Raw genomic sequence first — 16,641 nt, forward strand, 5'->3', positions numbered from 1 at the left:
TGCCGGGCCCATATGCTCGGCAAAGCGACTCCTGCGTTTACTCTCGTCTAATGCGTGATGCCTTCGCGATCGAACAGCGCCATCAGGGTGCAGCTCATCGTTGCAATCAGCTTCTCCTCGCTCTGCTCCACCGCAAAGGCCTGGCCCTCGCAAACCGTTATGGTTCTTCCGGGCTTGAGAACGCGGGCCCGAAACAGGAAATGCTCGCCGCGGGCCGGGGCCAGAAAATTGGTCTTGAATTCGACGGTCAGCACCGCGGCATCGTCGGGCATCAGCGAGAAGGCGGCATATCCGCAGGCTGTATCCAGCGCTGTCGTGATGATGCCGGCATGAATGAACCCGTGCTGCTGCGTAAAGGCGGTGTTGTACGGCATTTTGAGTTCGACTTCGCCGGCTGCCTGGCGAGCAACTTCGATACCCAGTGTCGCCATCGCCGTTTGGCGGGCGAAGCTCGCCTGCACGCGGGCCTCGAAGTTTGCATCCTTTGGAATGAATTTGGTCATCTCGCCTTATTGCGCCTTTCGCCACTCCAGCACACCATCACCCGCCGTGCTGATCGCGCCTGACGATCCTACGGGCGTCTTGTCCTGATCCATCAGAAACGCCAGTGTCGCCTGGTCCTGTACCGGCACACGCGCCAGCGCGCGTTCATTGGCAGCAGTGCGCAGGATCACCACGCCGTGTTCGATCTCGCCACCACGGCCGTAGATCACCGTGAAGCTTTCCACAGTGCCGTTGCCCGAGGCCTCGGTGACATAAGTCGGAACGGGCTTGCGGTTGCGATCGGCGTCAGCCTGCACATTGGTGTCCTGCGCGATCGTCTCCTTCGGCATATCCTTCGACACCACCAGCGCATGGTGTTTGGTGACGAAGCCGCCTTGTGCATAGAGCAGTCCCGTCCTAGTGCCGGCGCGGATCTTGCGCACCATCGCGCAGGCGGCATGCGCCATGTAGTCGTTCAGCGGCGCGCCAAAGAAGGTGAGACCGCCGGTCACGGTTGGTTGCACGTCGCTGCCAAGGCCGAGGGTGCGGCGGGCCATCTTCGGCACGCAGGGGAAGCAGCTATAGAGCTCGATGGCGCCGAAATTCTTGCCGGAGCCGCCGACCAGATCCATCGCGACTTTCAGCACCGCATTCTGCGCGTGGCTTTCCACATACTGGTCGCGGTCGAGATAGTCGCGCGGCTCCTCGGCCGAAGCGCCGCCCCAGATATGCACGATGCGATCCTCGGGCACGCCGGCAGCGCGCGCCTTGGCAAGGCTGGTGACGAGGATGGCGGCCGACTGGTTCACCATCGGATTGGCGACCATCAGCTTGGTATAGGGCCAGGCGATCAGCCGGTTGTCAGGCGTCGGCGTTGTGATCTCGTCGGGCGTGAAGGCCTTCTTGTTCCACGCTTCCTGATTGGTCGCCGCGACGCCTGCATAGCGCGACCACAGCTCGCCGGATTCGCGATGGGCCTCGCGCGGCGTCTGGCCCCAATGCGCGGCGGAGGCGGCTTCATAGAACGGGTAGACCGTGACCGGTTTGGCCACGCCGAGCTTGGTCGCCATCGGCTTCTGGTAGTTGGCACCGCGCAGCGGCTCCGGCGCATCCTTGGCGAATGGCGTCCAGGGCAGATCCACCTTGGCGCGTTCGGCCTTGGTGGCCGTGCCCTGCGATTCCGCGCCGGTGATCGCTGCGACCTGAGATTCGCCGCGCGCGATACGCTTGGCTGCTTCATGAATGTAACGGATCGGGCTCTCGCCGCCGACCGGGCCGTAATAGGCGTGCTTCGGCGCGATGCCGAGCTTCTCGCTGAGTTGCTTCTCCGGTGCGGTGTAGCGCCAGCTCAGGAAGTTCACGATGTCGAGCGAGTCGATATCCCCAAGCAGCTTCCCGCCAGAGTCCTGCTCCGCGCGCTTCAGCGCCTCGATCATCAGCGCGAGCGGCTCGAGACCCTCCGTGAGCTCCTTCGGATGATCCGAGAATTCGCCGACGCCGACGATGACGGGGATGCGGTCTTCAGCTTGGTTCGACACTGCCATTGTTCTTGCTCTTGCCTCTATTCGGAAACCAGCATGGTGAGGTGCTCCGCCGCTTCGGCAAAGTCCTCCTTGAACTCCTGCACAACTGCGCCTGCCGACTTGACGCTGTCAATCAGGCCGACGCCCTGGCCGACGAAATAGCTGACCAGATCTCGCGCCTGCGCATTGCCTGCGGCTGCGGAACGATCAATCGAGGCGAAGGCGTCGCGGCTGATCAGGCTCTGCAGTGGCATCGGCAGTGCGCCTGGGCTGTCTTCGCCGCGATCCCAGGCATCGGTCCAGACCGAGCGCAATTGCCGTGCGGGCTTGCCGGTACGGCCCCTGGAGCGGATCGCATCGGGCGACGAGGCGGCAATCATCTTCTCGCGAAAGATTTCGGAGGTTTCAGATTCCGTGGTTGCGAGCCACACCGAACCGGTCCAGACGCCTGCCGCGCCCATCGCCATGCAGCTGGCCATCTGCCGCCCGGTCATGATGCCGCCGGCGGCGAGCACCGGGACCTCGCGCATCGGCTTGACGGCCTTGATCACCTCCGGCACCAGCACCATGGTCGAGACCTCGCCGCAATGGCCGCCGGCCTCGGTACCCTGCGCCACGAGAATATCGACGCCGGCCGCAACCTGCCGGATCGCATGTTCCTTAGCACCGACGAGTGCCGCCACCGGGACGCCATGGGCTTTGCCCATCTCGATCATCGCCTTCGGTGGCACGCCGAGTGCATTGGCGATCAGCCGGATCGGATGATTGAAGGAAACGTCGAGCAGCCGCAGTGCAGTCTCGCCATCGAATGGCTGCGGCTGGTCGGCGGACACTTCGGTGATCCTGAGATCGACGCCGTATTTCTTCAGCAGGCTCTTGGTGAAAGCGCGATGTTCCGGCGTGATGCGGCGCTCCAGCGATTTCCAGGTGACGTCCTTCTCGCCGGCGGTGGAGATGTTCTCCGGGATCAGCACGTCGATGCCGTAGGGCTTGCCATCGACATGATCGTCGATCCACCTCAGTTCCTGCTCCAGCGTTTCCGGCGAATGTGCGGTGGCGCCGAGCACACCGAAGCCGCCGGCACGGCTGACGGCGGCAACCACGTCGCGGCAATGGCTGAAAGCGAGTAGCGGAAATGCGATGCCCAGCATCTCGCAGATCGGCGACTTCATCGGCGTGTCTCCCTGAATCTCTTGTGACCCGCTTCATGTGGCGAGTTCGTGATGAACGCTAGCGTATGGGGAAGGGCGATGCCAAGCGGACGAGCGGCATTCCGCCTGGCAAAATACCGGGGCAACGTCGCCCGATTTCCCCCTTGCGCTTTCGCGTCATGCGGGAAATGCTGCCCGTAACAAGCAAAGCAAAAACTACGGGAGTGAACGCATGGCCGCTGCTCAGCCGCAACCTGTCTCGCATCAGAACGCGCGCATCGATGTCGTGGTCGTCGGTGCCGGGTTCGCGGGGCTTTATCTGCTATACAAATTGCGTGGCCTCGGCCTTGTCGTGAAGGTGTTCGAACAGGGCGGCGATGTCGGCGGCACCTGGTACTGGAACCGCTATCCCGGCGCGCGTTGCGACGTCGAGAGCATGCAGTATTCGTTCTCGTTCGATGACAAATTGCAGCAGGAATGGGACTGGAGCGAGCGCTATGCGCCGCAACCGGAAATCCTGCGCTATGCCGGCCATGTCGCCGATCGCTACGATCTGCGCAGGGACATCCAGTTCGACACGACCGTCAAATCTGCGGTATTCGACGAGTGCGCCAATCGATGGACGGTGACGACTTCCGATGGCCAGACCACCACCGCGCAGCATGTCGTGCTCGCGACGGGTTGTCTGTCGAACGCCCGCACGCCCGAATTCCGTGGCATGAAGGACTTCAAAGGCAAGGTCTATCACACCGGAAACTGGCCGCATGAGCCAGTCGATTTCACCGGCCTGCGCGTCGGCGTCATCGGCACCGGCTCGTCGGCGATCCAGTCGATCCCGCTGATCGCCGAACAGGCGAGCCAACTCACTGTGTTCCAGCGTACTGCGAATTTCAGTGTTCCGGCGCGCAATGCGCCGCTCACCGATGACGAGCGCAAATCGCTTCGCGACAACTATCCGGAGATTCGCAGGCAGGCGCGTGAGGATTTCAAGAACGGCATCGTGCAGCCGATTCCGGATCGCGGCGCGCTCGACGATCCGGAGCATGAAAGGCGCGAGAAGTATCATGCGCGATGGACATCGGGCGGACTTACCTTCATGGGCGTCTACAATAACCTGGTCCTGGATCAGCGCGCCAACGATACCGCTGCCGATTTTATCCGCGAGAGAATTTCAGAGATCGTCAGCGATCCCGAAACGGCAAGGCTGCTGCAGCCGACCGATCATCCGGTTGGTTCAAAGCGTATCTGCGTCGACACAGATTACTATGCGACCTTCAATCGTTCGAATGTGACGCTGGTCGATATCAAGGCCCATCCGATCGAGCAGATTCTGCCGCATGCCGTGCGCACCGGCGGCAAGGATTACGAGGTCGACGCGCTGGTGCTCGCCACCGGCTTCGACGCGATGACCGGCTCGGTCGCCAAGATCGACATTCGTGGTCGCGGCGGCCAGACGCTGAATGACAAATGGGCGGAAGGTCCGCGAACCTATCTCGGCTTGATGAGCGCCGGCTTCCCGAACCTCTTTATCGTCACCGGCCCCGGCTCGCCGTCTGTGCTGTCGAACATGATCGTGTCCATCGAGCAGCATGTCGACTGGATTACCGATTGCCTGAGCTATATGCGCGACCGTGGCGCAGAGGTGATCGAGGCGACGCATCCCGCGGAGGACAAATGGGTCGCGCATGTCAACGAGGTGGCGGCCGGCACGCTCTATCCACAGGCCAATTCCTGGTATATGGGCGCGAATATTCCCGGCAAGCCGCAGATATTCATGCCCTATATCGGCGGCGTCGGTGTCTACCGGCAGATCTGCAATGATGTCGCAGCAAAGGACTATGAGGGATTTGCGATGACGGTGGGCGCGCGGCCAAAGGAGGCGGTGGCCTCGTAGAGGTGGGCCGAGAAACTAGGTCCCCCCGGTCGTCATGGCCGGGCTTGACCCGGCCATCCATCTTCATTGGCTGCAGGGGCAAAGATGGATGCCCGGATCAAGTCCGGGCATGACAGCATTTGTGGTTAGAACGCCGTATACCCGCCATCGATCACGAATGTATCCGCCGTGTGATACGATGACGCCTTGCTCATCAGATAGACAGCGATGCCGCCAAAATCCGACGGTTCGCCGAAACGGCGCACCGGGATGCGCGGCATGACATTGGCGACGAATTTCTCGTTGCCCATGATTCCTGCGGTCATGTCGCTCTTGATCCAGCCCGGCAGGATTGCATTGGCTGTCACGCCCTGACGGGCCAATTCGACGGCCAGCGCGCGCACCAGCGCATTGATCGCGGCCTTGGTCGCCGCATAGTGCTCGTTCCGCGCGGTGCCGAAGATCGAGGCGAGGCTTGACGTCGCGACCAATCGTCCGAATTTGTCACCAGCCTCGGCGCGTTCCGTCATATGTCGTGCGGCGACCTGGAAGGCATGGAAGACGCCGTCGAGATTGGTGGCGAACATGGAGCGCCACTGCTCTTCGGTGCGGTCGATGAAATTGTGCCGGCCGCCGCCGCCGATGCCGGCATTGGCGAAGCAGCCATCGACGCGGCCGAATGTCTTGAGCGTGGCATCCATCGCCGCCTTCACCGAGGCGGTGTCGGTGACGTCGCAGACCAGCGTGTCGACCTTGCCGGTGCAGTCCGCCATGGTGGCAGCCGCGGCCTTGTTCTTCTCGGCGTTGCGGCCCCAGATTGAGACGTTGCAACCGGCGGTGGCCAGCGCCTGCGCGATGCCGAGGCCAATACCGCCATTGCCGCCGGTGATGACGGCCACGCGGCCGCTGAGGTCGAATATCTGTGTAGACGTTGCCATGTCAGCGTTTCCATGCTTGGCGCACGTTATGCCGTGCGTCCGTCGGTGGGCTGGTGTTCCCCAGGAAGCATGGACAAGCGCGTCCGAAAAATCAAATATGCCGCCTGACATACAATCGCATGATCCCGAAAAGTGGATGCCGGTTTTCGGATCAGATCATGCCCAGACAAAAGCTTCCACACCGCGGAATAAACACGCGGATCATCCCGTGAGGAAACCATGCAGTTCAAACACGTCACGCTCGATTTCGACGGCAATGTCGCCATCCTGAAGCTCGATCATCAGGAGGTCATGAACGCGGTATCGGTCGACATGCTCGGCGGCCTCGGCGAAGCGCTGGACGAGATCGATGATCGCAAGACGGACGTGCGCTGCGTGGTCCTCACCGGCGCCGGCCGTGCCTTCTGCACGGGCGCCAATCTTCAGGGGCGCAACAATCAGCTCACAAAGGCGCGCAGCAACGCCGGCGCCACGCTGGAGACTGCCTTCCATCCGTTCCTGCGCCGGCTGCAGAACCTGCATTGCCCGATCGTTACTGCGGTGAATGGTCCCGCCGCCGGCGCCGGCATGAGCTTCGCGCTGATGGGCGATCTCATTTTGTGCGCGCGCTCGTCCTATTTTCTGCAGGCGTTCCGTCGTATCGGGCTGGTGCCGGATTGCGGCTCGACCTGGATCCTACCGCGCTTGATCGGCAAGGCACGTTCGGTCGAACTGTCGTTGCTTGGTGAAAAGCTGCCGGCCGAGAAGGCGCTGGAATGGGGCCTCGTCAATCGCGTCTATGACGATGCGGCGCTGATGGATGAAGCCATGAAGCTCGCCCATGAACTCGCCAACGGCCCGACCATCGCACTGTCGCTGATCCGCAAGCTCTACTGGGAAAGCCCGGAAAATTCCTTCGAAGACCAGATCAATCTCGAGGTCAAATCGCAGCGCGCCGCCGGTGCGTCGCCGGACTTCAAGGAAGGCGTCGCGGCGTTCCTGGAAAAACGTCCGGCCAAGTTCACGGGCAAATAGGCCTTGAGCTCAGCTTCCGTCGCGGAGCTGCTCGCACGCAGCGTCACGTCGTGGTGCAATGGCGCCGCCGGCGTGACGGATGCAAAGCGTTTGTCTGGTGGCGCCAGCCAGGAGACGTGGTCGTTCGACATCACGCATCCCGATGGCGCCATCGGCGCAATCCTGCGTCGCGCCCCGTCGGGTTATGGCGCTGCGCCCGGCCGTGCCGCGGGTCTCGATGCGGAAGCGGTACTCATGCAACTCGCGCATGACGCCGGTCTGCCGTCGCCGAAGGTGCTTCACGTTCTCAAACCCGATGACGATCTGGGAACCGGCTTCATCATGCAGCGAGTCGCTGGCGAAACCATCCCGCGCAAGATCCTGCGCGATGATGAATTCGCGGGTGCGCGGCCCAAGCTCGCGCGGCAATGCGGCGAGATACTCGCCGGCATCCACGGGCTGTCTGCCGCAAGCTTGCCGCAGCTTCGCCGCATGAATTCCGCAGCAGAAATCGCTGAATTGCAGCGGGAGATCGACGGTTTTGGCTGGCCGCGCCCGGTGTTCCAGCTGGCTTTGCGCTGGCTCCGCAACAACGATCCCGGCCCGTCAGAGCGCGTCACTTTGGTGCATGGCGATTTCCGGCATGGCAATCTGATGATCGGTCCTGATGGCATCCGCGCGGTGCTCGACTGGGAGCTGGCGCATCTCGGTGATCCCATGGAGGATCTCGGCTGGATCTGCGTCAATTCCTGGCGCTTCGGTGTCATCGACAAGCCGGTTGGCGGGTTTGGTACTTATGAAGAATTGTTCGCCGGTTACGAAGCGGCTAGCGGAATCGCTGTCGATGCACGGCGGGTGAAATTTTGGGAAGTGATGGGTACCCTGCGTTGGGGCGTGATGTGCGTCGGGATGATGCAGCGGTTTCGTCTCGGCCCGGATCATTCGATGGAGCGCGCGATGATCGGGCGGCGATCGTCGGAGACGGAGATCGATCTGTTACGGCTATTGGCGCCGCGCGCATGATCCCGAAAAGTGGCGACCGGTTTTCGGATCAGATCATGCACAAAAACAAGGTGATGACATGCAGGACGAACCAAGGCCGGACGAACTGGTAAAGGCCGTTGCCGATTTCCTTCGCAACGACATTGCACCTCAAATCTCGGGCCATGCCGCGTTCAAGCTGCGTGTCGCGATCAACGCACTTGATCTGGTGACGCGGCAACTGACGCTCGCCGGCGACAGCGACGCCGCCGAGCTGCATGGCCTGACGATGCTGCTCGGCGTGCACGGCTCACTGGAGGGACTGAACCAGGATCTTGCCGACCGCATCGCGCAAGGCGATATCGACCTCGCAACACCCGGCGTGAAGGAACATCTGTGGCAGACGACGCTGGCGAAGCTCGCCGTCGATCAGCCGAATTACGCGGCGTACAAACGCGAGCTGGAACCGAAGTAAGCGCCGAAGCGCTACTTCCCCTTCCAGTTCGGCTTGCGCTTCTCCGAAAACGCCTTCGGCCCTTCCACATAATCCTCCGACGCCGCCATAGCTTTCACGGCGGGATATTCGCGCTGCTCGGTGATGGCCTGTTCCAGCGACACCGCCATGCCCTTCTGGATCGCTTGCTTGGAGGCGCGGATCGACATCGGCGAATTTTGGCAGATGGTCTCGGCCCAGCGCAGCGCGGCGTTCAGGGCCTCGCCCTGGGGCACCACTTCATTGACGAAGCCGAGCTCATAGCCCTCCTGCGGCTTTACGTGGCGCGCGGTGAGGATCATGCCCATGGCGCGCTTCATGCCGATCTGGCGCGGCAGGCGCTGCAGGCCGCCGGCGAGTGCGGCAAGGCCGACGCGGGGCTCTGGCAGGGCAAAGGTCGCATTTTCCGCAGCGATGATGAGGTCGCAGGCCAGCGCAATCTCGAAGCCGCCGCCCATGGCGACGCCGTTCACCGCAGCGATGATCGGCTTGTCACAATCGAAGCGCGCGGTGAGGCCGGCGAAGCCCGACGTGTTCCAGCCGCGCTTGCCGCCGGCGGCCTGCCATTTGAGGTCATTACCAGCGCAGAACGCTTTGTCGCCGGCGCCGGTGACGATCGCCACCCACTGTTCGGGATCGCTAGCGAAGTCGTTGAACACCTCGTGCAACTCGTTATGCGCATCGGTGTGCAGTGCGTTGTAAACTTCCGGACGCGACAGCGTCACGATGGTGATCGGTCCCTTGCGGGTCACGGTTGAGAATTGCAGAGCCATCGCGGCCTCCCTTTTGTTTTTCGTTACGCAGAATTTATGACGCCAAAGCGTACTTGACTTGCCGCGCTTGACTTGATCGGACGATGCCATCTTAATCGCTCGATTAACAAGAGCAACAAAGCTCGGAAAAAAATCGGGAGAGCGCCTTGGATTTTTCCCTGCCGGCCGATCTGGTCGCCTATCTCGCCGAACTCGATTCATTCATCCTGCGCGAGATCAAACCGCTCGAAGAGCGGGATGACAATATTCGCTTCTTCGATCATCGCCGCGAATGGGCGCGCACCGATTTCGACAATGGCGGGCTGCCGCGGCATGAATGGGAGCAGCTGCTACGCCAAGCGAAGAACCTAGCCGACGGCGCCGGCCATCTGCGCTTCGCAATCCCGAAGCGCTATGGCGGCAAAGACGGCAGCAATCTCTGGATGGCTGTGATCCGCGAACATTTCGCAGCCAAAGGGCTCGGCCTGCACAACGATCTGCAGAATGAGCATTCCATCGTCGGTAATCTGCCGCTGGTCACGATGCTCGATCGTTACGGCCGCGAGGACCAGAAGGAGATGATCGAGGGCTCGATCACCGGCAAATATCGCATCACCTTCGGCCTCACCGAACCCGAACACGGCTCCGACGCCACGCACATGGAGACGACGGCCGTCGAGGCGACGCGTGATGGCGTCAAGGGCTGGGTCATCAACGGCGAGAAGATGTGGACCACCGGCATGCATGTGGCGACGCATTGCGCGCTGTTCGCGCGCACGTCGGGGAACGATGGCGATGCGCGCGGCATCACCTGTTTCCTGGTGCCGGCCAAGGCCGCAGGCGTAAAGATCGAAGAGTATATGTGGACCTTCAACATGCCCACGGACCATCCGCGCGTGTCCTTCACCGATGTATTTGTGCCGGATGATGCGCTGTTCGGCGAGATCGGTCGTGGTCTGTCGCTGGCGCAGTGCTTCGTGCATGAGAACCGCATCCGTCAGGCGGCGAGTTCGCTCGGCGCCGCGGTCTATTGCATCAATGAGAGCGTGAAATACGCGCGCGAGCGAAAGCCGTTCGGCGAGGAACTGGCGCGCAACCAGGGCATCCAGTTTCCGTTGGTCGAGCTGGCGACGCAGGCGGAGATGCTGCGGCTCCTGATCCGCAAGACGGCGTGGGAGATGGATCAGCTCACCCAGGCGCAGGTCGAGCATACGCTGTCCGACAAGGTGTCGATGTGTAATTACTGGGCCAACCGACTGTGCTGCGAATCTGCCGACCGCGCCATGCAAGTGCACGGCGGCATGGGCTATTCACGGCACAAGCCGTTCGAACACATCTATCGCCATCACCGCCGCTACCGCATCACGGAAGGCAGCGAAGAAATCCAGAAACGCAAGGTCGCGGGATTCCTGTTCGGCTATATGGGCGTCAACAAGCACTGACGTTGTGAGTTAGTCGATGTAACCCGGAATTTCCGCAGGTGAGGCAACCAGATGCCGAGCGCCTGCGGAGGTTAGCTCCTCGCGGCCGCCATAGCCATAGAGCACGCCGATCCCCGGAATGCCGTTATTCGCTGCGCCGATGATGTCGTGCTTGCGGTCGCCGATCATGATCGCACGTGCGGGATCGGTCGAGGTTTCATCAAGCGCGTAGCGCAGCAGGTCGCTCTTGTCGACGCGGGTGCCGTCGAGTTCCGAGCCGAACACACGCGTGAAATATTGGCGCAGGCCGAAGTGATCGACGATGCGATCGGCGAACACGTGTGGCTTGCTGGTGGCGACAAACAGCCGGCGGCCTGTTGCGTGCAACGTATCGAGCGTCGCGATGACGCCATCATAAAGCGTGTTCTCGAACAGGCCGATCGTGCCGAAGCGTTCGCGATAGAGTTCTACGCCGCGATCGGCATCTTTCTCGCTGCCGAGCAGTGCCACGAAGCTGGCGCGCAGCGGTGGGCCGATGCACCAGGTCAGTTCGTCCTGTGTCGGGACGGGAAGCCCGAGCTTGCCGAGCGCATACTGGATCGAGCCCGTGATGCCGATCTTGGGATCGGTCAGCGTCCCGTCGAGATCGAAAAAGACAGTGTCGATGGCATGTGGCTTCATCTAGTTCGCATACCTTGCGGTGAGATCGCGCGAGATCCGCGAGCCTTCGTCGATATAGCGGCGGATCGCGATACTGGCAGCAGGCGTGCAGGTCCGGTAGGTCTGCTGGAAGCCGTTATAGCCGCGGTTGAAACCGGCGATCATGCGGGCGCGGCGCTCGCCCGACGGCGTCTCGGCATCGACCAGCGCCTGCATTTCGTTGCGCCATTTGTTGCCTTCGTTGTTGCCGCAGATGCCGCGCAGATAATGCAGCGCGCCGAGAATCTCGGACATCCGCTGCAGGTCATTGTCGAACGGCGCAGCCGTGTCCTGTGCCCGGGCAGAGCCAGCGCAGGTCATCGCAATGGTCAGAATGATGAGCAGATGCTTCAACATGAATGGTCCCGGAACCCGGCTGATATGCCTTTTCAAGGCGTCTGAAGCAAGGCAACGCTGCTGGTGCGGCAAGGAGCTATCTATGGTCCGACCAGATCTTCCGCCATGGCAAGGATCGGGCCGAGGCCATCGGTGGTCTTGAAGGCGCCGAGATCGTCCGGCGCGACCCACTGGAAATCGTCAAGTTCGTCATTTAGCTCGGGCTCGCCAGCCACCCAGCGCGCGGCAAAGGACATGATCAGGTAGTGCCCGGCCACCTTGTCGTTTGGCAGGACTTCGCGAAAGCCGGACAGGCCGACAATGTCGATGGTCAGTCCGGTTTCTTCCATCACCTCGCGGGCAAGGGCTACGGCGAGGGATTCGCCGAATTCCACGCGTCCGCCGGGCAGTGAATAAAAGCCCTTGCCGGGCGAGCGGGTGCGACGGACCAGCAGCACCTTGCCATCCCGGAAGATGGCGGCGCTGGTGGCGAGCTGCGGATGGGTAGGAGGCGTGTCGGTCACGAGGTCATTGCGCCATAATGCTGTCGACGTCGGATTCCTGATCACGGCCGTTGATAATGCCGCCGGCAGTCCCGACCATGGGTTTCACCCAGCCGGCGGCCTGTTCGGCCAGCATGGCGCGGGTCCGGTCCTGCTGCACGGTGCGCATGGCTTCGCCGACAGTCGTCAGGATTTGCGTCATGTTCGCGACCAGCGCATCGAATTCTGCACGGATGGCCGGGCGGGCAGCCTCATAGGACGCGATGGCAAGATCGCGTGCCTTGAAGTTGGATTTGATGAAGTGCTCGGCATAGCTGAGCGGCTGCCATTCCAGGAACAGCTCATAGCAGTCCGGCATGTCCGGGATCAGCTCGAGCAACATGATGGCTTCATTGAAGTGATTGAGATAGTCGGTCGCCAGACCCGTGCGTGGATTGATATTGGCGGCCATCAGCTCGGCAGCGGACGCGACGGGGCCGGCACCGGCACTGGCCAGATCGTGATGGTCATGCTGCGCCGGTTGTATGGCCGTCAGGGTCATATGTCGCACTGTTGGTGTTTTGGGTTAAAACCGCCTGAAGAGGCAGGATTGCGGATCGAGAATGTGCGGGCGGTTTGTCATTACATCAGCGCCGGAAGCGTTACGGCAGGTATTCAGTTATATCGAGCAACCGAATTTTCCTGCGAGGTACAATATTGCGCCGACGCAGCCGGTCCCTGTTGTCATCGTTGAAAACGGATCCCGGCATTTCCGTCTGATGCGATGGGGCCTTTTGCCCTCCTGGGTCAAGGACCCGCGGAAGTTTACGCTTCTGATTAATGCACGCGCCGAGACGGTGCAAGAAAAGCCGGCCTTCAAAAACGCGATTCGTCGCCGCCGCTGTCTGATTCCGGCCGATGGCTATTACGAATGGCAAAATCGCGGTGAACGCAAACAGCCGTATTTTATCCACCCAAGCGCAGGCGGGCCGATGGGCTTTGCGGGCCTAGCCGAGACCTGGATGGGACCGAACGGCGAAGAAGTCGACACGGTTGCGATCATCACTGCGGAAGCCAGCACGGGCATGTCGGTACTGCACCATCGCGTGCCGGTGACGATCGCACCCGATCATTTCGGCCAGTGGCTCGATTGCAGTTCGGATAGCGCGTCCGACGTGATGACGATGCTCGCTGCGCCCGCAGACGGCACCTTCGCTTGGCATCCGGTGGCGATGGCCGTCAACAAGGTGGCCAATGACGATGCGCAACTGATCCTGCCGATCTCGGCGGAAGAAGCTGCCGTGGAGCAGGTGAAGCCGACGAGGGCGCCGCGCAAGGTTGTGGTGAGCGAGGACGACGGCCAGGGATCATTGTTCTAGTTCACGGCGTCAGCGGCCGTCCGTCGAGCCACTTGGCATAGATCACGCGCTTCTGTTCGCCATAGCCGAGCGACTCGTAGAATGCCTGCACCTTGGTGTTATCCGAGCGCACCATGAGCTGCATCTTCTCGATGCCGCGCTCGCGCAGCCAGTCCTCGGCTGCACTCATGATGCCGCGGCCGAAATCCTGGCGCTGATGGTCGGGATCGACCGAGACGTAATAGACCCAGCCGCGATGGCCATCATGGCCAACCAGCACGGAGGCAACGATGGTCCTTCCCTTGCGACCGACCAGGACATCGGCATTGGTGCCTGCGCGCGCCAGCCTGATATCGGCCTCCGGATCGTTCCAGGGCCGGACCAGTCCGCAGCGCAGCCAGAGCTGGACGACCGCCTGAATCTCGGTGTCGACGAGCCGGGCAACTTTCAATGTTGCACCGGCAGCAGCACCTTGCCGGGATTGAGGATGTTCAGCGGATCCAGCATCGCCTTCAGGCTGCGCATCAGTTCGATGGCGACGGGGTCCTTCACCGAGGGCAGCTCAGCCGCCTTCATTTGGCCGATGCCGTGTTCGGCGGAGATCGAACCGCCCATGCGCAGCACGACGTCGAAGACGACTTCGTTGACGTCGTGCCAGCGCGCCAGGAATTTCTCGCGGCCGTCGCTGTCGCCGAGCGTCTCCTTGGGCTGCGTGACATTGTAGTGGATGTTGCCGTCGCCGAGATGGCCGAACGGCACCGGACGTGCGCCGGGCATCAGCTTCACGACGGCAGCATTGGCTTCGGCGATGAAGGCGGGCACGGAAGCAACCGGCACCGAGATATCGTGCTTGATCGATCCGCCTTCCGGCTTCTGCGCCGGCGAGATTTCCTCGCGCAGTTTCCAGAACGCCTGACGGTGGGCGATATTCTCGGCGATCACGGCGTCATCCACGATGCCGTCTTCAAAGCCGCGTTCGAGGATCGCCTCCAATGTCGCGCGGGCATCGTCGCGTCCCGACGACAATTCCATCAAGACATACCAGGCGTGTTTGCTGGAGAGCGGGTCGCGAATGCCGATACCATGGCGGACGCTGAAATCCACCGCGATATCGGCGATCAGTTCGAAGCTCGTGAGACTGCCGGCGGCCTCAGAACGCGAGATGCCGAGCAGCTTCAGCGCATCGTCCGGCGATTTCAGGCCGACAAAGGCGGTCTCGACCGCGCGTGGCTTCGGAAACAGTTTCAGCGTTGCCGCAGTAATGATGCCGAGCGAGCCTTCGGCGCCGATGAAGATGTTGCGCAGATCGTAGCCCGTATTGTCCTTCTTCAGCTTCGACAGGCCATTGAGAATGCGGCCATCGGCGAGCACGACTTCGAGGCCGAGGGCCATTTCGCGCGCGACGCCATAGGCGAGGGCGGTGGTGCCGCCGGCATTGCTGGAGAGATTGCCGCCGATGGTGCAGCTGCCTTCGGAGCCCAGCGACAGCGGAAACAGCCGGTCGGCTTCCGCGGCGCGCTGCTGCGCGACCTGCAGCACGAGGCCGGCTTCCACCGTCATGGTGTTGGACGAGGTGTCCAGATCGCGCACCTTGTCCATCCGGCGCATCGACAGCACGACCTCACCGCCATAGGGCGTCTGGCCGCCGACGAGCCCGGTATTGCCGCCTTGCGGCACCAGTGCGGTGCGGGTCTCGGTGGCGAGTTTGCAGATCGCGGCGACTTCGGCGGTCGAACCCGGGCGCAGCACCAGCGGCGAGGTGCCGAAAAACAGGTTGCGATCCTCGGTGACGTATTGATGCACATCGGTCTGATCGGTGATGGCGTATTTGTCGCCGACGATGGCCCGGAAGCGCGCAATGGTTTCGGGGGAGAGCGTGGGCGGCTTCGGCTGGACGATATTCATAACTATTCCCTTGGATATTTTCTTGGCGCGTTTCTTGGTCTTGCGTTCGAGTTACACGGCGGCGCGGCGCAGCCGGTCATTGATGGCTTCGCCGAGCCCGTGGTTCGGCACCGGCATCACCGCGATGCCGCTCGCGCCCGAGGCCACGGCAGCGGCGTCGAGCGCGCGAAGATAGCCGAAAAGATTGGTGGCGGCTTCCCCGAGATCGCCCTGTTCGGACAAATTCAGGACAGCGGCGGCAGCCTCGATGCCCGGCAGCGGGGCCGACCCGAAAGCCAGTAATGCCTCGCCGGGATTCACGGCCTCGGCCAGCAGCCGTACCCGTGTCCGCGGCGCATAATGCGAGGCCAGCATGCCCGGCGCCAGCGGCTGGTTTGTATCGCTTGCGGGGTCGTCCGGCGGGCTCGCCAGCGGCTGGCCCAACACCCGTTCGATCGCTTCGCGCGGCAGGCCACCGGGGCGGAGCAGCATCGGTGTGTCGAAACAACCGACGATGGTGGATTCAACGCCCACTTCAACCGGTCCGCCATCGAGGATCATGTCGATCCGGCCATCCAGATCGCTCAGCACATGGGCTGCGGTGGTCGGCGAGACATGCCCGGAGATATTGGCTGACGGCGCCAACACGGCACCGCCAAAGGCCTGCAGGAGCGCGTGGGCCACGGGATGGGCCGGCACACGAATGGCAATGGTGTCGAGGCCGGCGGTGGCCAGATCGGCCACTAGGCAGTCCGCCGCCTTGGGCAGCACCAGCGTCAGCGGCCCCGGCCAGAACGCCTCGGCAAGCGTCAGCGCGCGCGCATCGAATCGGGCAATGCGCCGGGCAGCGGCGAGATCGGCCACATGGGCGATCAGCGGATTGAACGACGGCCGGCCTTTGGCTTCATAGATCCCCGCCACGGCCCGCGGATTGGCCGCATCGGCGCCGAGCCCGTAGACCGTCTCGGTCGGGAACGCCAGCAGCCCGCCCGCGCGCAGGCAGCGCGCCGCCTCCGCAATATGGGCGGCGTCGGCGGGGCTCATCCGGGTGGTCAGGCCTACGGCCATACGGGGCAGATCCTTGTCTTCAAAATTGGTCAGGCTTCTTTACCGGGGTTCTTGCAGGATGCGAAACCCAAGGCTATAAGCCGCGCTCTTAGTCGGAGTGTGGCTCAGCCCGGTAGAGCACTGCGTTCGGGACGCAGGGGTCGCAGGTTCGAATCCTGCCACTCCGACCATGATTTCAAATACTTAGTCGCTTGAGCTAAGAATGG

At 62.3% G+C, this 16,641-nt stretch carries 18 protein-coding genes and 1 tRNA gene; 7 read left to right on the forward strand and 12 right to left on the reverse strand.

All coding sequences use genetic code 11. The annotated features are described in order from the left end of the window. Positions 1-47: 47 nt before the first annotated feature. From AB7828_RS25990 to AB7828_RS26000, 3 genes are read right to left on the reverse strand one after another with little or no spacing between them, the layout of a single operon-like run. A complete protein-coding gene (locus AB7828_RS25990) occupies positions 48-503 on the reverse strand; it encodes a PaaI family thioesterase (protein WP_441231552.1) in 456 nt (151 codons plus the stop codon). Positions 504-509: 6 nt separating this feature from the next. After that, positions 510-2,027 (reverse strand): acetyl-CoA acetyltransferase, encoded by a 1,518-nt coding sequence (locus tag AB7828_RS25995; protein ID WP_441231553.1) that lies wholly within the window; start codon positions 2,025-2,027, stop codon positions 510-512. A 17-nt stretch (positions 2,028-2,044) separates the two neighbouring features. After that, a complete protein-coding gene (locus tag AB7828_RS26000) occupies positions 2,045-3,178 on the reverse strand; it encodes a nitronate monooxygenase (RefSeq protein WP_441231554.1) in 1,134 nt (377 codons plus the stop codon). A gap of 211 nt (positions 3,179-3,389) precedes the next feature. On the opposite strand from AB7828_RS26000, the gene AB7828_RS26005 reads away from it, so the two are divergent. Then, on the forward strand, positions 3,390-5,051 hold the full coding sequence (locus tag AB7828_RS26005; protein ID WP_441231555.1) for a flavin-containing monooxygenase: 1,662 nt from the start codon (positions 3,390-3,392) through the stop codon (positions 5,049-5,051). 125 nt (positions 5,052-5,176) lie between these two features. Here AB7828_RS26005 and AB7828_RS26010 read toward each other — a convergent pair whose 3' ends face one another. Further along, positions 5,177-5,968 (reverse strand): SDR family NAD(P)-dependent oxidoreductase, encoded by a 792-nt coding sequence (locus tag AB7828_RS26010; RefSeq protein ID WP_441231556.1) that lies wholly within the window; start codon positions 5,966-5,968, stop codon positions 5,177-5,179. A 219-nt stretch (positions 5,969-6,187) separates the two neighbouring features. On the opposite strand from AB7828_RS26010, the gene AB7828_RS26015 reads away from it, so the two are divergent. From AB7828_RS26015 to AB7828_RS26025, 3 genes are read left to right on the forward strand one after another with little or no spacing between them, the layout of a single operon-like run. Next, positions 6,188-6,982 carry an enoyl-CoA hydratase/isomerase gene (locus AB7828_RS26015; RefSeq protein ID WP_441231557.1) on the forward strand — a complete coding sequence of 265 codons (795 nt, stop codon included), beginning with the start codon at positions 6,188-6,190 and terminating at the stop codon, positions 6,980-6,982. A 3-nt stretch (positions 6,983-6,985) separates the two neighbouring features. Then, a complete protein-coding gene (locus AB7828_RS26020) occupies positions 6,986-7,984 on the forward strand; it encodes a phosphotransferase family protein (protein ID WP_441231558.1) in 999 nt (332 codons plus the stop codon). A gap of 58 nt (positions 7,985-8,042) precedes the next feature. Then, entirely contained in the window at positions 8,043-8,417 is a 375-nt protein-coding gene (locus AB7828_RS26025; RefSeq protein WP_441231559.1) for a DUF6285 domain-containing protein, read from the forward strand. Between the two features lie 11 nt (positions 8,418-8,428). Here the strand turns inward: AB7828_RS26025 and AB7828_RS26030 are convergent, their stop codons facing one another. Further along, positions 8,429-9,208, reverse strand: coding sequence for an enoyl-CoA hydratase-related protein (locus AB7828_RS26030; protein WP_175368777.1), 780 nt, complete (start codon positions 9,206-9,208; stop codon positions 8,429-8,431). Between the two features lie 146 nt (positions 9,209-9,354). On the opposite strand from AB7828_RS26030, the gene AB7828_RS26035 reads away from it, so the two are divergent. Beyond that, the gene (locus AB7828_RS26035; protein ID WP_439057180.1) at positions 9,355-10,629 is read left to right on the forward strand and encodes an acyl-CoA dehydrogenase family protein; all 1,275 of its coding nucleotides are present in this window, start codon (positions 9,355-9,357) and stop codon (positions 10,627-10,629) included. Positions 10,630-10,638: 9 nt separating this feature from the next. On the opposite strand, the gene AB7828_RS26040 is transcribed toward AB7828_RS26035, so the two are convergent. The 4 genes from AB7828_RS26040 to AB7828_RS26055 form a co-directional block, all read right to left on the reverse strand. Continuing rightward, complete coding sequence (locus AB7828_RS26040) at positions 10,639-11,274, reverse strand: HAD family hydrolase (protein WP_441232318.1); 636 nt, start codon at positions 11,272-11,274, stop codon at positions 10,639-10,641. Between the two features lie 15 nt (positions 11,275-11,289). Beyond that, positions 11,290-11,664, reverse strand: coding sequence for a TIGR02301 family protein (locus tag AB7828_RS26045; protein ID WP_120288444.1), 375 nt, complete (start codon positions 11,662-11,664; stop codon positions 11,290-11,292). A gap of 80 nt (positions 11,665-11,744) precedes the next feature. After that, positions 11,745-12,167, reverse strand: a complete 423-nt coding sequence (locus AB7828_RS26050) for an NUDIX hydrolase (RefSeq protein WP_441231560.1) — start codon at positions 12,165-12,167, stop codon at positions 11,745-11,747. 4 nt (positions 12,168-12,171) lie between these two features. Next, the gene (locus AB7828_RS26055) at positions 12,172-12,687 is read right to left on the reverse strand and encodes a hypothetical protein (protein WP_068733299.1); all 516 of its coding nucleotides are present in this window, start codon (positions 12,685-12,687) and stop codon (positions 12,172-12,174) included. Between the two features lie 61 nt (positions 12,688-12,748). Between AB7828_RS26055 and AB7828_RS26060 the strand changes: the two genes are divergently transcribed. Next, complete coding sequence (locus AB7828_RS26060) at positions 12,749-13,504, forward strand: SOS response-associated peptidase (protein WP_441231561.1); 756 nt, start codon at positions 12,749-12,751, stop codon at positions 13,502-13,504. A 1-nt stretch (position 13,505) separates the two neighbouring features. On the opposite strand, the gene AB7828_RS26065 is transcribed toward AB7828_RS26060, so the two are convergent. The 3 genes from AB7828_RS26065 to AB7828_RS26075 are packed head-to-tail and all read right to left on the reverse strand — an operon-like array spanning position 13,506 to position 16,435. Further along, entirely contained in the window at positions 13,506-13,934 is a 429-nt protein-coding gene (locus AB7828_RS26065) for a GNAT family acetyltransferase (protein WP_441231562.1), read from the reverse strand. Next, positions 13,931-15,388, reverse strand: coding sequence for an FAD-binding oxidoreductase (locus AB7828_RS26070; protein ID WP_441231563.1), 1,458 nt, complete (start codon positions 15,386-15,388; stop codon positions 13,931-13,933). The genes AB7828_RS26065 and AB7828_RS26070 overlap by 4 nt, the downstream gene beginning before the upstream one ends. Before the next feature lie 51 nt (positions 15,389-15,439). Continuing rightward, positions 15,440-16,435, reverse strand: a complete 996-nt coding sequence (locus AB7828_RS26075) for an L-threonylcarbamoyladenylate synthase (protein WP_441231564.1) — start codon at positions 16,433-16,435, stop codon at positions 15,440-15,442. A gap of 93 nt (positions 16,436-16,528) precedes the next feature. Here AB7828_RS26075 and AB7828_RS26080 point away from each other — a divergent pair. Continuing rightward, positions 16,529-16,605 (forward strand) — tRNA-Pro (locus AB7828_RS26080). Positions 16,606-16,641: the final 36 nt, after the last annotated feature.

This window comes from Tardiphaga sp. 215_C5_N2_1 (assembly GCF_052076055.1).
Classification (GTDB): domain Bacteria; phylum Pseudomonadota; class Alphaproteobacteria; order Rhizobiales; family Xanthobacteraceae; genus Tardiphaga; species Tardiphaga robiniae.